Raw genomic sequence first — 13,017 nt, 5'->3', positions numbered from 1 at the left:
TGTCGCTGTGGTCGCTCGTGTCGTTGGCGGTGGCGGCGTCAGGCCGTGCCGCCGCCGTCGGAGACCTGCGAGGCGCTCGCGACCACGTGGTCGACGAAGCCGTACTCGAGCGCCTCCTGCGGCGTGAAGTAGCGGTCGCGGTCGGAGTCGGCCTCGATGCGCTCGACCGGCTGGCCGGTGTGGTGCGCGATCAGCTGGGCCATCTCCTTCTTGGTGCGCAGCATCGCCTCGGCCTGGATGCGGATGTCGCTGGCCGACCCGCCCATGCCGCCGGACGGCTGGTGCATGAGGATGCGGGCGTGCGGCAGCGCGTAGCGCTTGCCCGGCGCCCCCGCCGTCAGCAGGAACTGGCCCATGGAGGCCGCGAAGCCCATCGCCAGCGTCACCACGTCGGGCTTCACGTACTGCATGGTGTCGTAGATGGCCATGCCGGCCGACACCGAGCCACCCGGCGAGTTGATGTACAGGTTGATGTCGCGGTCGGGGTCCTCGGCCGCCAGCAGCAGCAGCTGCGCACAGATGGCGTTGGCGTTCTCGTCGCGGACCTCGGAGCCGAGGAAGATGATGCGCTCTCGCAGCAGCCGGTTGTAGATGTGGTCGTCAAGACCACCACCGATGCCGGGCGCGGGGGCGTGGGCCTGAATCAGGGACGGGCCCGACGTCTCGGGGCGTGTGCTCACCGTGATCTCCTTGGGGCTTGCTGACTGGTCGTCGAGACCGTTGGTTCGTGTGTGTCTTCTTCGTTGTGTCAACGACAGTAACCACAAAGGCCGCGGCGACCATCCGCCGCATGGCCGGTGTTCGCTGACGGCGTGCGCGGCGAGGCCATATGGTGCGCAAACGCGATCAGGTGACCAGCCCGTGGGGTGGTCACCTGATCGCGTGGTCGCTGCTGCGGTCCGGCCGTCAGTCCTTCTTGTCGGCCTCGTCGGCGTCGGCCGCTTCGGCGTCGCCGGCCTCGGCCTCCTCAGCCGCGTCGGCGGCGTCCGCCGCCTCGGCGTCCTGGTCCGCGTCCAGCTCGGCGAACTCGAACGAGCCGTCGACCGCCGGGGCGGCGACGCCCTCGACCTCGCCGGGCTCGGCCAGGGTGCCGTCCTCGCGCAGCCGGTTCAGCTCGACGGCGTTGCCGGAGGCGTCGGTGACGTTGGCCTTCTCGACCGCGAGGGCCAGCGCCTTGCCGCGCGCCACGTCGGCGACGACGGAGGGGAGGTTGCCCTGGTCGACCAGCTGCTGGGCGAGCTGGTTGGGGTCGATGCGCGAGCGCATGGCCTGCTGGATGATGTACGAGCTGAGCTCGTCCTGCGAGACCTCGATGCTCTCGGCCTTCACCAGCTCGTCGAGGACGAACTGCTGGGTGAGGTTGCCGCGCAGGTTCTGCTCGAACTCGGCCCGGTGGTCGTCGTCGCCGTGGCCGTCGGCGAGGTGGTCCTCGACCTGCTGGGTGATGAGCTCCTCGGGCAGCGGGATGTCGCCGGCGTTGCCGATGAGCTGCTCGAGCACCTTGTCGCGGGCCGCCATGGCCTGCTCGATGCGCTTGCTGTTCAGCGCCTGCTCGCGGATGTCGTCGCGCAGCTCGTCGAGGGTGTCGAACTCGCTGGCCAGCTGGGCGAACTCGTCGTCCAGCTCGGGCAGCTGCTGCTCCTTGACGGCGTTCACCGTCACCTCGACGTCGACCTCTTCGCCCTCGTGGGTGCCGACGAGCGTGGTGCGGAAGCTCTTGGTCTCGCCCGCCGTGAGGCCGGCCAGGGCCTCGTCCAGGCCTTCGATCATGCCGCCGCGGCCGATCTGGTACGAGACGCCGCTGGCCTGCCCGCCCTCGACCGGCTCGCCGTCGCTGGTGGCGTTGAGGTCGATCTGGACGAAGTCGTCGTTCGCCGCCGCCCGCTCGACCGTCACCAGCGTGCCGAACCGCGCCCGCAGCACGTCGAGCCGCTCGCTGATGTCGTCGTCGCTCGCCGCGATGTCGTCGACCTGGACCTCCAGGCCTTCCCACTCGGGCAGCTCGATCTTCGGCTTGACCGTGACCTCGGCGGTGAACTTGAGGTCCTCGCCCTCGCCGAACTGCGGCTGGTCGATCTCGGGCTGCGCCAGCGGCGTCAACTCGTTCTCGCGCATGGCGTCCTGGTAGATCTGCGGGATGGCCTCGTTGACGGCCTCCTCCAGCACCACCGGCCGCCCGATGCGCTGGTCGATGACCATCGGCGGGACCTTGCCCTTGCGGAAGCCCGGCACCGTCACCTGGGCGGCGATGCGCTTGTAAGCGGACTGGATGTTCGACTCAAGCTCGGCGAAGGGAACCTCGACCGCGAGCCGGACCCTGGTCGGGTTGAGGGTCTCGACGACGCTCTTCACGCTTTCGTGTCTCCTGTGTGGTGGTGTGCGGGCACGTACGCAACCGTTCGTGCTGCTGGTGGTTGCGTACGCGGGCTGGTCGGGGCGACAGGACTCGAACCTGCGATCTCCTGCTCCCAAAGCAGGCGCGCTAGCCACTACGCTACGCCCCGGGTGCCCGGACAAGTCTAGGCCAGATCACAGGGTACTCTGTCCCACGGGGCTCGTCGCCCTGCGCGGGTGTAGCTCAATGGCAGAGCCCCAGCCTTCCAAGCTGGTCATGCGGGTTCGATTCCCGTCACCCGCTCCACTTCTCCCCCGCAGCTCAGCGGGGTTCTTGCCACCTGACGCGTGCTGGTCGATCATCGCCGCACGCATCGACGCCGGGCGTTCGCCCGGCGGTGGGAGGATGCACCGGTGACTCTGACGACCGCCCCGAACCTGCAGATCGCCGAGCACCGCTGCCCCGACTGCGCCCAGCCGTTCCGCCGCATCACCGGCTTCGTCCACCGCGACGACGCCCCCTACGCCGTCTTCTACGCCAGCTGCCACCACCACGACGGCAACGACGTCCTCCTCGACGCCGTCTTCGGTACCTGGGACCGCGACGACCACTCCGACCACGTCACGTTCGGCTGCCGCATCGGCCCGGTGCCCGGCCAGCCCGGCCCGGCGGTCCAGCTCATGCCCGCGGCCGCCTCGTTCGACCCGGCGCCGCTGTTCGGCCGCCGCCTCACCACCGACGAGGCCGCCGGCCACCCCCGCCTGGACGACTTCCGCGAGCTGGTCCAGCACGTCCTCTCCACCAACACCGTCATCGCCGAGCACCTGAGGGGAGCACCACACCCATGAGGGACCGGCCGATCGTGCGGTCCGGGATCACCCGGCTCTCCAAGGACACGTGGGGCAGCGGCCGGGGCATCTGGGACGCCGAGAGCGAGCAGCGCACGCTCACCGTCGACAACGTCACCGTCACCGAGGAAGAGGCCGGCGGACCGGTCGCGGTCGCCCTCGGCCTCGACGACGGCGGCACCGTGCTCGTGCGGCGCCGCCGCTACCTCCTCGACGGCCGGCCGGTCATGGTCGCGACCTCGTCCTTCCCCGCCGAGCTCGCCCGCGGCACCGCGATCGCCAACGAGGACACCGGCCCGGGCGGCGTCTATGCGCGGCTGGCCGAGCTCGGGCACGAGCCGGCGCATTTCACCGAGGACGTCCGGGCCCGGATGCCCCGTAGCGACGACGCCGACGCACTGGACGTCGACGCCGGCGCGCCGCTGTTCGTCGTCGTCCGCGTCGCGTTCACCGCCGCCCGTCGCGCCGTCGAGGTGAACGAGATGACGCTCGACGCGTCGGCGTACGTGCTCAGGTACGAGTTCGACGCCTGAGTCAGGCGACGACGGCCTTCGCGGCGGCATGCCTGACGATGTCGGCGGCGGTCTCGTCGGGGGTCTGGGCCGAGGAGTCGAGCCACCAGCCGGCCCCGGCGAGGGAGTGGTCCATCTCGGCGGCGAGGCCGCTGTAGTCGTAATGGACCTGCTCCTCGGGCGCACGGGCGGCGTTGCGCCGGCGGCAGACGTCGAGCGACGGCGCGAGGACGACGAAGCGGACGGGGAGCGGCGCGAGCCACGCGGTCATCGCGTCGAGCACGTCCCGGTTCGGCACGACGTGGTCGATGACGGGCAGGAACCCGGCGGCGGCGAAGTTGCCGGCCAGCGAGCACAGGTTCCGCGCCCGCAGCATCAACTGCCGCCGTGACTCGTCGCGCGGCTCGCCGATCACGCTGACGCGCCCGTTGACGACGAGGTCGGCCATGACGTCGCCGTCGAGGCGGGCGGAGCGCGCGTACCGGGCGGCGACCAGCCGCGTCACCGTCGTCTTGCCGGCGCCCGGCAGTCCGGTGACGATCAGCACACCCCGGGGCGGGTCCAGCAGCGCAGCAGCCATCCCGGCCCATCCTGCCGCCCGGCCTGCGGCGCCGCATCCGAGTTTCCTTGACAGGCAGCCAGGCGGCTGCCTATCCTTAAAAGGCAGCCAAACAGCTGCCCATTTGGCGAAGAGGACGACATGGACGACGACGTGTTCCGGGCGCTGGGCGACCCGAGTCGCCGGGCGCTGCTGGACAGCCTGAACCGCGACAACGGCCAGACGCTGCGTCAGCTCTGCGCGGGCCTCGACATGGCCCGTCAGTCGGTCAGCAAGCACCTCGCCGTCCTCGAGGCCGCCGGCCTCGTCACCACCGAGAGGCGCGGCCGTGAGAAGCACCACTTCCTCAACGCCGAGCCGATCAACGCCATCGCGGACCGGTGGATCAGCCGGTACCACCGCGGGCGCGTCCAGGCACTCGCCGACCTCAAGACCGCATTGGAGGCCACTCCCGTGAGCGACACCCAGTTCACCTACACCACGTTCATCCGCACGACGCCGGAGCAGCTCTGGCAGGCACTCACCGACAAGGCGTTCACCAGCCGCTACTGGGGCGCCACCTTCGACACCGACTGGCAGGCCGGCTCGCCGATGGTCTGGCACGAGGCCGGCGCGACGATCGCCGACGACGAGCAGCGCGTGCTCGAGGCCGACCCCTTCCGGCGGCTGTCCTACACGTGGCACACGTTCACGCCCGAGTTCGCCGCCGCCCACGGGCTGGACCCGGACAAGGTCGCCGCGATGGCGAAGGAGCCGCGCTCCAAGGTCACGTTCGACCTCGAGCAGCGGGGCGACCTGGTTCGGCTGACGGTGATCCACGACGGCTTCGAGCCGGGCAGCCAGGTCCTGCAGGACATCAGCGGCGGCTGGCCGGAGCTCATCGCCAGCCTGAAGACGCTGATGGAGACCGGCGAGCCGCTGCCGTCCGGCACCTGACCCGATGACGGCGCCGCACCGCGCCGTCTTGTGTTCCGGCGCCGCGGCGAGCACGATGTGCCCCGATGACCGAAGTGATGACCGAGCCGAAGCACGTCAGCATCGTGCAGTTGAACAAGGCCGCGTTGACGGCCCTCGCCGCGGGCGATCTCGTCGCGGCCAACCAGGAGTCGCCGATCCGGCTGACGCCGTACTGTGCCGGCCCGCACTGGAGCAGCGTGTGGCGCATGCGCAGCGAGCAGGTCGCCACCGACCCCGCCAGCGCCGCCTGGATCACCGGCATCGTCTGGGACGACGATCGCCAGCTGGCCGTGGGGCGGGCCGGCTTCCACGGACCGCCGGACGGCGACGGGCGGGTCGAGGTCGGCTACGCGATCGACCCCGCCCACCGTCGCCGCGGGTATGCCCGGGCCGCGTTGGAGCTGATGCTCGACCGCGCCGCCCACGACCCGCAGGTGCGCATCGTCCGGGCCACCGTCAGCCCGACGAACCTGGCCTCGCGCAATCTCGTGGGGCAGTACGGGTTCGTCCAGGTCGGCGAGCAGCTGGACCCCGAGGACGGCCTCGAGACGATCTACGAGATCACGAGTGACGAGGCGCGTACATGATGATCGCGACGCCGACGATGCAGATCGCCGCGCCGATCACGTCGTAGCGGTCCGGCCGGAACCCGTCGGCCACCATCGCCCAGGCCAGCGAGCCGGCCACGAACACGCCGCCGTACGCGGCCAGCACCCGGCCGAAGTGCGCGTCGGGCTGCAGCGTCGCGACGAACCCGTAGAGGCCGAGCGCGATGACGCCGAAGCCGGTCCAGAGCAGGCCGCGGTGCTCGCGCACGCCCTGCCAGACCAGCCACGCGCCGCCGATCTCGGCGACGGCGGCCAGCAGGAACAGGGCGATGGAACGGGCGACAGTCATGGCGGCCACCCTAGGAGCCGGCCCGCCGACCTTGTCGGTGGCCGCACGTAGGCTGCCGCCATGCCGATGCAGTTGATCAACCCGCCCGGGCTCCCCCAGCCGCCCACCTATTCCCAGGTCGTCGTCGCCACCGGCTCGCGTCAGGTCGTCGTCGCGGGCCAGGTGCCGTGCGACGCCACCGGCGCGCTGGTGGGCGCGGGCGACCTCGCCGCGCAGACCGAGCAGACGCTGCGCAACGTCGCCACGGCGCTCGCGGCGGCCGGCGCCACCTTCGCCGACGTCGTCCGGCTCGGCATCTTCGTCGCCGGCTACGACGAGCACAGCCTCGAGCAGGTCCACGCCGGCCTGGTCGCCGCCTCCGACGTCGCCGTCCGCCCCGACGGCCCGCCCGCGGCCACGCTGGTCGGCGTGGCGGCGCTGGCGTTTCCCGGGCAGCTGATCGAGATCGAGGCGACCGCCGTCCTGCCCTGACCGACGGCGGGCCCGCGCGTCCTCCGTCGACGTCCGCGGCCAGGACGAGGTGCGTGCGGAGAGGGCGACCTGAGCGCCAACAGTTGGCGCCTACGTCACCTCACCCAGCCCCTGGCCCCGTCGACGTCCGCGGCCAGGACGACGTGCGTGCGGGGAGAGTGACCTGAGCGCCAACAATTGGCACCTACGTCACCTCCCCCGACACCACCCCTGGCCCCCAGCCCCCGTCGACGTCCGCGGCCAGGACGAGGTGTGTACGGGGAGAGTGACCTGAGCGCCAACAATTGGCACCTACGTCACCTCCCCCGACACCACCCCTGGCCCCCAGCCCCCGTCGACGTCCGCGGCCAGGACGAGGTGCGTGCGGAGAGGGCGACCTGAGCGCCAACAATTGGCACCTACGTCACCTCCCCCGACACCACCCCCAGCCCCCAGCCCCCGTCGACGTCCGCGGCCAGGACGAGGTGCGTGCGGAGAGGGCGACCTGAGCGCCAACAATTGGCACCTACGTCACCTCCCCCGACACCACCCCCAGCCCCCAGCCCCCGTCGACGTCCGCGGCCAGGACGAGGCGCGTGCGGAGAGGGTGACCTGAGCGCCAACAGTTGGCGCCCACGTCACCTCACCCAGCCCCCGCCCCAGCCCCAGCCCCTGGCTCCGTCGACGTCCGCGGCCAGGACGAGGTGCGTGCGGGGAGGGTGACCTGAGCGCCACCAGTTGGCGCCCACGTCACCTCCCCCGACACCACCCCAGCCCCCAGCCCCGGGCTCCGTCGACGTCCGCGGCCAGGACGAGGTGCGTGCGGAGAGGGTGACCTGAGAGCCAACAGTTGGCACCTACGTCACCTCACCCGACACCACCCCGCCCCTACCCCGGGGGTCACCGGCTCACGTCCTCAGCCGAGCCGCTTCGTCAGGATCGTGCAGAGGCGGTCGTCGTCCGGGTTGGCGGTCACGCTGGTGCCGAACGCGAACCCGAGCCGCGCCGTCGGCCGCCGTCCCGGCGAGGCGAGCCAGACGCCGAGGCCTTCGGGTTCGCGCCGGTGCAGTTCGTGCCCGTCGGTCGTGCGGATCCGTTCCGCGACGGCGCCGGTGCGCCAGTCGACCCGGGTCAGGTGCGCGTTGCCCTGCCCCGACGGCGGATTGGTGTCGCTGTAGATCTGCCCGTCGTAGAGATAGAGGTCGCGCCCGTACGTCGCGTAGCCCTGGAAGACCGGGCCGCCGCTGAGCACGTCCGGCTGCGCGACGTCGGCGACCGGCACGTACGCCGGCTGCTCGCGCCGCACGTCGTCGAGGTCGAAGAGCGCGTATCGGAACGCGCCGTCGCGGCGGTACCGCATGACCAGCGTGCGGTGGACGGGGTCGACGTTGCAGGTGGTGCGGTCGACGCCGGGCAGCAGTTCGCGCCGTTGCAGGCCCGGCGTCGCGTCGGCGTCGATGACCGTGCCGTCGGCGAACGGGAACCGCAGCAGCCGCGTCCCCCACCCGCTCGTGCCCTCGGTGACGGCGTCGACCTCTGTCCACAGGTGGACGTCGCGGCCGGACCTTTCCACACCGATCGCGACGCCGTGCCCGAACCGCTTGAGATACATGTGCCCGAGCAGGTTCCCGGCGAGGTCGAGCTTGGACAGCGTGAGGTCACCGCGAGCGACCCGGCGCGCGTACGCCTCGTCGCCGGGTGCGTCGCCGGGGAGGACGGTCCCGCCCTGGGTGATCTGCACGACGTAGACGTGCCCGCCGGGACTGTCGACGGCGAACGACTGCATGATCGTCCGCTGGTCGTGCAGGCCGACGTTGACGAGGAACGGCTCGGCCGGCGTGGTCAGGTCGAACGGACGGGCCCGTCCGGGCAGCCCGGCCGACGCCGCAGTGCGCTCGGCCGACGCTGCCGCGCCCCGCCCGGCCGCCGCCGCTGCCGTCGTCCCCGCCGCCGCCAGCGCGCCGGCACCCGCCGCCGCACCGCCGAGCCGCACGAACGCCCGCCGCGAAAGTTCCGTCATGATGCCGCCTCCTCGATCCGTGCGAGCTCGGCCGCGATGACGGCCGTCTCGTCGGTGGTGAACCCGTCGACGCCGAGGGCCTGCGCGTCGCGCAGCTGCTCCGGCGTGTTGACCAGCCAGACGCTGAACTCCAGGCCGTGGGCCTGCGCCTTCTCGACCAGCGCGCGGTCGGTGCCGGCCCAGCCGAACAACACACGCGACGCACCCAGCTCGACGGCGCGATCGAGCGACTCGGCGGACCCGCCGGACGCGATCAGCCCGACCGGCGCGTCCGGGAACAGCCGCACCAGTTCGGCGACGACGTCCGGGTCGAAGCAGCACGGCGAGATGCGGGCGAGGTCGTCGGGACGGTCACGCAGCAGCTCGGCGAGCGGGCCGGCCGCCTCCGGCGCCTTGATCTCCACCTGCAGCCGCGCGCCGACGCCGTCCAGCACCTCCTCGAACGACGGGATCCACGCGCCGCCGCCGGCGTCGAGCGCCTGGAGCTGCCGCAGCGTCAGCTCCGCGACGGCGCCGGTGCCGTCCGTCGTCCGGTCGACCGTCGCGTCGTGCATGACGACCAGCCGCCCGTCGGCCGACAGCCGCAGGTCCAGCTCGATCTCGTCGGCGCCCTCCTCGACCGCCTGCAGGAACGACCCGACGGTGTTCTCCGGCAGCACCGACGGCGACCCGCGGTGCGCGCACACGCTCAGCGTCATCAGCCGAAGTACTCCTCGTAGGCGGGCCGGATGTCCTCGACGCCCTGCCGCAGCTGCTCGGCGACCTCGTCGAACACGTCCTGCGGGTCCTCGCTGCCGTCGCTGTAGATGCGCTGCAGGCCGCTGATGATGAGGTCGGTGCCGTTGGGCAGGTAGGACCGGATCGCGTCGCTGCCCTTCGCCTCGGGCAGCTGCTCGACGGCGACGTTGAAGTTCGGGTCGCTGGCCAGGGTGTCCGCGAGATCGGGGACGTCCATCGAGGCCTTGACGATCGGCAGGTAGCCGGTCGCGAGCGTCCACTCGGCGGCGTTCTCGGGCTGGCCGAGGAACTTCAGCAGCTCGAACGCGGCGTCCTTCCGCTCCTTCGCGGCACCCTTGAGCAGCGAGAACCCCATGCCGCCGGTCGGCACGCCGCTGTCCACCTCCTTCGGCAGGAACGCGGTGCCGACCTCGAACCCGGCGCTGGCGGACGCCTCGTAGATGCCGCGCAGCCCGCCGGTCGACGTGATCGCGGTGGCGACGACGCCGGTGCCGAAGTCGGTGCCGGCCGCCTGCGCGAGGTAGCCGTAGTTGTCCTGGAAGATGTACTCCTGGTGCCAGCGGGCCGCGTCGACGGCGCCGCCGGAGTCGATGGTGACGTCCAGGCCCTCGGACAGCTTGCCGCCGAACTGCCAGGTCGCGGCCATGAACTGCCAGTCGTCGTCACCGGTGAACGCGTGCGCCTTCAGCGGCTGGCCGTTGACGCTGAGCTGCGAGATCTCCGCCGACCACTCGCGTAGCTCCGTCCACGTCTCGGGACCGCGGTCGGGCAGGCCGAGCTGCTGGAACACCGTCTTGTTGTAGTAGAACAGCGGCGTGCTGCGACCGAACGACAGCCAGTACAGCTCGTCGCCGACCAGCCCCTCGTCGTAGAGGGCCTCGACGTAGTCGTCGCGGCCGAAGTCGTCGCCGAAGTAGCCGTTCAGCGGCTCCAGCGCGTCATTGATGAGGAAGCGGCCCCAGAACGTGTCGGCGAGCATCATGACGTCAGGGACGGCGCCGGCCCGCAGCGCGGCGGTGAGTTTCGACGCCGACTCCGGGTACGCGCCCTGGAACTGGACCTCGGCGTAGATGTCCTCCTGCGACTGGTTGAAGCTCTCCACCAGCGCGGCCAGCGCCTCGCCGTTGACGCCGCTCATCGCGCTCCACATGGCGACGTTGACGCGGCCGGCGTACTGCGACGGCGGGCTGATGTCGACCTGGTCGAGATTGCCGCCGGGGTCGCCGGTGCCGTCGTCGCTGCCGCCGTCGTCGGTGACGCCGCCCGCGCAGCCGAGCAGCGGGACGGCGACGCCGGCGGCCGCCGCCATGGCGAGGAAGTCGCGTCGGCTCGGCTGGGAGGGTCGCAGTACGGTGCGGTGTCGCATGGGGGGTGCGTCCTTTCGTGACGAGCAGGCGGGGGTCAGCCCTTGACGGCCCCGCCGGTCAGCCCGCGGGTGATCTGCCGCTGGGCGAGGAGGAAGAGGATGAGCATCGGGAGTGCGACCATCACCGTGCCGGCCATGATCGCGCCCCAGTTCGCGTAGCCCTCGTTGGAGCGCAGGTAGAGCAGTCCGATGGGCAGCGTCCGCATCTCGACGGTGTTGGTGACGATCAGCGGCCAGATGAAGTCGTTCCACATGTCGACGACGGCGATGATGCCGACCGTGACCAGCATCGGCTTGCACATCGGCAGCACGACCTGCCACATGATGCGCAGGTGCCCCGCGCCGTCCACCCGCGCCGCCTCGACGATGTCGCCGGGCAGCGTGAGCATGTACTGGCGCAGCAGGAACATGCCGAACACCGAGCCGGCGCTGGGCACGATCAGCCCCAGGTAGGTGTTGATCCAGCCGAGGTTCGACACGGTGATGTAGTTGACGATCAACGTGACGTTGTTCGGCACCATCAGCGCGCCGAGCATCACCAGGAAGATCACGTTCTTGTAGGGGAACCGCAGGAACACGAACGCGTACGCCGTGAGCGTCGCGTTGACCAGCTTGATGGTGGCGCCGCCCGCGGTGACGATGACGGAGTTGACGAAGAAGTCGCCGAACGGGGCGGCCCGCCACGCCTCGGCGAAGTTCTCGAAGTGCCAGCCGGGCAGCCAGCGGGGCGGGAACTGGTAGATGTCGCCAGATTCTTTGAGAGCCGACGAGAACAGCCAGTACATCGGGCCGATGAACAGCAGCCCGACGGCCACCAGGCCGGCGTACAGCAGCACCCGTCGCAACCGTGCGGCGGTCATGTGTAGTGCACCTTGCGCTGGACGAACCTGGTCTGCAGGCCCGTGACGATGAGGAGGATGAAGAACAGCAGCATGGCGGCCGCGGCGGCGGTGCCGGCGTCAGAGGCGCGGAAGCCCTGCTGGTAGACGTACCACGACAAGGTGGTCGTGGCGTCGCCCGGTCCTCCACCGGTGAGGACGGCGATCATGTCGTACGCCTGGAACGTGCCGATGATCGACGTGACCAGCACGAAGAACGTCACCGGCGACAACAGCGGCAGCGTGATCCGCCGGAACGTCGTCCACGTGCCGGCGCCGTCGAGCTTGGCCGCCTCGTACAGTTCTTCTGGGAGGTTCTGCAGCCCGGCGAGGTACACGATCGCGACGAACCCGAGGCCCTTCCACAGGTACGCGATGATCAGCGCGATCATCGCCCAGTCCGCGTCGTTCACCCATCTCGGCGACGCCACCCCGAACGGGTCGAGCACCACCCGCGTCAGCCCGTAGGCCGGGTCGAAGATGAACAGCCACAGCGTCGCGACGGCGGCGCCGCTGACGATGTGCGGAGCGAACGCGGCGGTCCGGACGATGCCCCGGCCGCGCAGCTTCTGGTCGAACAGCAGCGCGACGGCGAGGCCGAGGATGACGCTGCCGATCACGATCGCCGCGCTGAACGTCAGGGTGTTCCACAGGATCCCGTGGAAGCTGGAGCTGCTGAACAGGTTCTCGTAGTTCTGCAGGCCCACGTACCGCGGCGTGCCGGACAGCATGTTCCAGCGGGTCAGGCTCAGCCACGCGTTGTAGATGACGGGCCAGTAGTCGAAGGTGCCGATGATCAGCAGGTTCGGCGAGATCATCAGCAGGAAGAGCGCGTACTCCTTGCGGCGACGGCGCCAGTGGTGCCGCTCCCGGCGGCGGCCGCGCGCCGTCGGAACGGCGCCGCCGCCCGTGCTCGCGCCGTCGGCCTGGCTCTGCCGATCGGCGGTGGTGGTGGTCACGAACGCCTCCCGACGTGACGGTCGCAGTCGGCCGATGGATGTGGTGTGAGAGGGACCGTAACAGACTTAACACAAAGAACGATAGACTTAACTTCCACGAAGAGATGAACGGCAAGCAGCCACCCGGCGACCGGCCCGCGACCAGGCCGGATCACGGTCGCTTCGGGCCTCATCCGGCCGGGTCGGCGGGGTTGCGCCAGCGGCTGCGGCCATCGCGCTGAGTGCGGCGGCGAGCCGCGGGTCATCGCCGATACCGGCCCCGGCCAGCGCGGCTGCGGCGGCGCCGCGAGGTGCCACACGGCGGCCAGCTACGGCGCGGCGCGCGACTGCCCCGCCGCGCCCAGGCGCGACACGGTACCCAACCTCGACGCGGCGTGCGACTGCCCCGCCGCATCCAGGCGCGACACGGCACCCAACCTCGACGCGGCGCGCGACTGCCCCGCCGCATCCAGGCGCGACACCGGCCACTGTGGCGCTCACGGGCGCTGCGCCGCGTAC

General features: G+C 71.0%; 14 protein-coding genes and 2 tRNA genes. 6 read left to right on the top strand and 10 right to left on the bottom strand.

Going from position 1 to position 13,017, the window contains the following annotated elements; all coding sequences use genetic code 11:
* Positions 1-38: 38 nt before the first annotated feature.
* The 3 genes from BLV02_RS31385 to BLV02_RS31375 all read right to left on the bottom strand — a co-directional run bounded on the left by BLV02_RS31385 (position 39) and on the right by BLV02_RS31375 (position 2,504).
* The gene (locus tag BLV02_RS31385; protein ID WP_069112319.1) at positions 39-647 is read right to left on the bottom strand and encodes an ATP-dependent Clp protease proteolytic subunit; all 609 of its coding nucleotides are present in this window, start codon (positions 645-647) and stop codon (positions 39-41) included.
* 259 nt (positions 648-906) lie between these two features.
* A complete protein-coding gene (tig, locus tag BLV02_RS31380) occupies positions 907-2,352 on the bottom strand; it encodes a trigger factor (protein WP_069112147.1) in 1,446 nt (481 codons plus the stop codon).
* A gap of 76 nt (positions 2,353-2,428) precedes the next feature.
* Positions 2,429-2,504: transfer RNA gene (locus tag BLV02_RS31375), tRNA-Pro, on the bottom strand.
* A 63-nt stretch (positions 2,505-2,567) separates the two neighbouring features.
* On the opposite strand from BLV02_RS31375, the gene BLV02_RS31370 reads away from it, so the two are divergent.
* From BLV02_RS31370 to BLV02_RS31360, 3 genes are all read left to right on the top strand, one after another.
* A tRNA-Gly gene (locus BLV02_RS31370) sits at positions 2,568-2,641 on the top strand.
* A 107-nt stretch (positions 2,642-2,748) separates the two neighbouring features.
* Positions 2,749-3,183, top strand: coding sequence for a hypothetical protein (locus tag BLV02_RS36880; RefSeq protein ID WP_069112148.1), 435 nt, complete (start codon positions 2,749-2,751; stop codon positions 3,181-3,183).
* Positions 3,180-3,716: a UTRA domain-containing protein gene (locus BLV02_RS31360; protein ID WP_069112149.1), complete on the top strand. Its 537-nt coding sequence runs from the start codon at positions 3,180-3,182 to the stop codon at positions 3,714-3,716. The genes BLV02_RS36880 and BLV02_RS31360 overlap by 4 nt, the downstream gene beginning before the upstream one ends.
* 1 nt (position 3,717) lies before the next feature.
* Here the strand turns inward: BLV02_RS31360 and BLV02_RS31355 are convergent, their stop codons facing one another.
* Complete coding sequence (locus BLV02_RS31355) at positions 3,718-4,275, bottom strand: AAA family ATPase (protein WP_069112150.1); 558 nt, start codon at positions 4,273-4,275, stop codon at positions 3,718-3,720.
* Between the two features lie 120 nt (positions 4,276-4,395).
* On the opposite strand from BLV02_RS31355, the gene BLV02_RS31350 reads away from it, so the two are divergent.
* Together BLV02_RS31350 and BLV02_RS31345 are read left to right on the top strand one after the other, a co-directional pair.
* Positions 4,396-5,190 (top strand): ArsR/SmtB family transcription factor, encoded by a 795-nt coding sequence (locus BLV02_RS31350; protein WP_074946842.1) that lies wholly within the window; start codon positions 4,396-4,398, stop codon positions 5,188-5,190.
* A 65-nt stretch (positions 5,191-5,255) separates the two neighbouring features.
* Positions 5,256-5,798 (top strand): GNAT family N-acetyltransferase, encoded by a 543-nt coding sequence (locus BLV02_RS31345; protein ID WP_074946840.1) that lies wholly within the window; start codon positions 5,256-5,258, stop codon positions 5,796-5,798.
* Here BLV02_RS31345 and BLV02_RS31340 read toward each other — a convergent pair.
* A complete protein-coding gene (locus BLV02_RS31340; protein ID WP_069112320.1) occupies positions 5,773-6,108 on the bottom strand; it encodes a YnfA family protein in 336 nt (111 codons plus the stop codon). The genes BLV02_RS31345 and BLV02_RS31340 overlap by 26 nt on opposite strands.
* Positions 6,109-6,168: 60 nt before the next feature.
* Here BLV02_RS31340 and BLV02_RS31335 point away from each other — a divergent pair, with 60 nt between their 5' ends.
* Complete coding sequence (locus BLV02_RS31335; RefSeq protein ID WP_069112152.1) at positions 6,169-6,579, top strand: RidA family protein; 411 nt, start codon at positions 6,169-6,171, stop codon at positions 6,577-6,579.
* Between the two features lie 895 nt (positions 6,580-7,474).
* On the opposite strand, the gene BLV02_RS31330 is transcribed toward BLV02_RS31335, so the two are convergent.
* The 5 genes from BLV02_RS31330 to BLV02_RS31310 are packed head-to-tail and all read right to left on the bottom strand — an operon-like array spanning position 7,475 to position 12,519.
* The gene (locus BLV02_RS31330; RefSeq protein ID WP_069112153.1) at positions 7,475-8,578 is read right to left on the bottom strand and encodes a phage baseplate protein; all 1,104 of its coding nucleotides are present in this window, start codon (positions 8,576-8,578) and stop codon (positions 7,475-7,477) included.
* On the bottom strand, positions 8,575-9,276 hold the full coding sequence (locus tag BLV02_RS31325; RefSeq protein WP_069112154.1) for a glycerophosphodiester phosphodiesterase: 702 nt from the start codon (positions 9,274-9,276) through the stop codon (positions 8,575-8,577). Before BLV02_RS31325 ends, BLV02_RS31330 begins: the two co-directional genes overlap by 4 nt.
* Positions 9,276-10,682 carry an ABC transporter substrate-binding protein gene (locus BLV02_RS31320; protein ID WP_074946838.1) on the bottom strand — a complete coding sequence of 469 codons (1,407 nt, stop codon included), beginning with the start codon at positions 10,680-10,682 and terminating at the stop codon, positions 9,276-9,278. Before BLV02_RS31320 ends, BLV02_RS31325 begins: the two co-directional genes overlap by 1 nt.
* 35 nt (positions 10,683-10,717) lie before the next feature.
* Positions 10,718-11,542: a carbohydrate ABC transporter permease gene (locus BLV02_RS31315; protein WP_069112156.1), complete on the bottom strand. Its 825-nt coding sequence runs from the start codon at positions 11,540-11,542 to the stop codon at positions 10,718-10,720.
* Positions 11,539-12,519, bottom strand: coding sequence for a carbohydrate ABC transporter permease (locus tag BLV02_RS31310; protein WP_069112157.1), 981 nt, complete (start codon positions 12,517-12,519; stop codon positions 11,539-11,541). The genes BLV02_RS31315 and BLV02_RS31310 overlap by 4 nt, the downstream gene beginning before the upstream one ends.
* Positions 12,520-13,017: the final 498 nt, after the last annotated feature.

The organism is Jiangella alba, from assembly GCF_900106035.1.
Lineage (GTDB): Bacteria > Actinomycetota > Actinomycetes > Jiangellales > Jiangellaceae > Jiangella > Jiangella alba.
The sequence above is the reverse complement of the archived record's forward strand: the minus strand, read 5'-3'. Positions and strand labels throughout refer to the sequence as shown.

Excerpts from the sequence above, each read along its gene's own strand:
- BLV02_RS31360 (WP_069112149.1), top strand. The coding sequence starts at position 3,180 with ATGAGGGACCGGCCGATCGTGCGGTCCGGGATCACCCGGCTCTCCAAG.
- BLV02_RS31355 (WP_069112150.1), bottom strand. The coding sequence starts at position 4,275 with ATGGCTGCTGCGCTGCTGGACCCGCCCCGGGGTGTGCTGATCGTCACC.
- BLV02_RS31350 (WP_074946842.1), top strand. The coding sequence starts at position 4,396 with ATGGACGACGACGTGTTCCGGGCGCTGGGCGACCCGAGTCGCCGGGCG.
- BLV02_RS31345 (WP_074946840.1), top strand. The coding sequence starts at position 5,256 with ATGACCGAAGTGATGACCGAGCCGAAGCACGTCAGCATCGTGCAGTTG.
- BLV02_RS31340 (WP_069112320.1), bottom strand. The coding sequence starts at position 6,108 with ATGACTGTCGCCCGTTCCATCGCCCTGTTCCTGCTGGCCGCCGTCGCC.
- BLV02_RS31335 (WP_069112152.1), top strand. The coding sequence starts at position 6,169 with ATGCCGATGCAGTTGATCAACCCGCCCGGGCTCCCCCAGCCGCCCACC.
- BLV02_RS31330 (WP_069112153.1), bottom strand. The coding sequence starts at position 8,578 with ATGACGGAACTTTCGCGGCGGGCGTTCGTGCGGCTCGGCGGTGCGGCG.
- BLV02_RS31325 (WP_069112154.1), bottom strand. The coding sequence starts at position 9,276 with ATGACGCTGAGCGTGTGCGCGCACCGCGGGTCGCCGTCGGTGCTGCCG.
- BLV02_RS31320 (WP_074946838.1), bottom strand. The coding sequence starts at position 10,682 with ATGCGACACCGCACCGTACTGCGACCCTCCCAGCCGAGCCGACGCGAC.
- BLV02_RS31315 (WP_069112156.1), bottom strand. The coding sequence starts at position 11,542 with ATGACCGCCGCACGGTTGCGACGGGTGCTGCTGTACGCCGGCCTGGTG.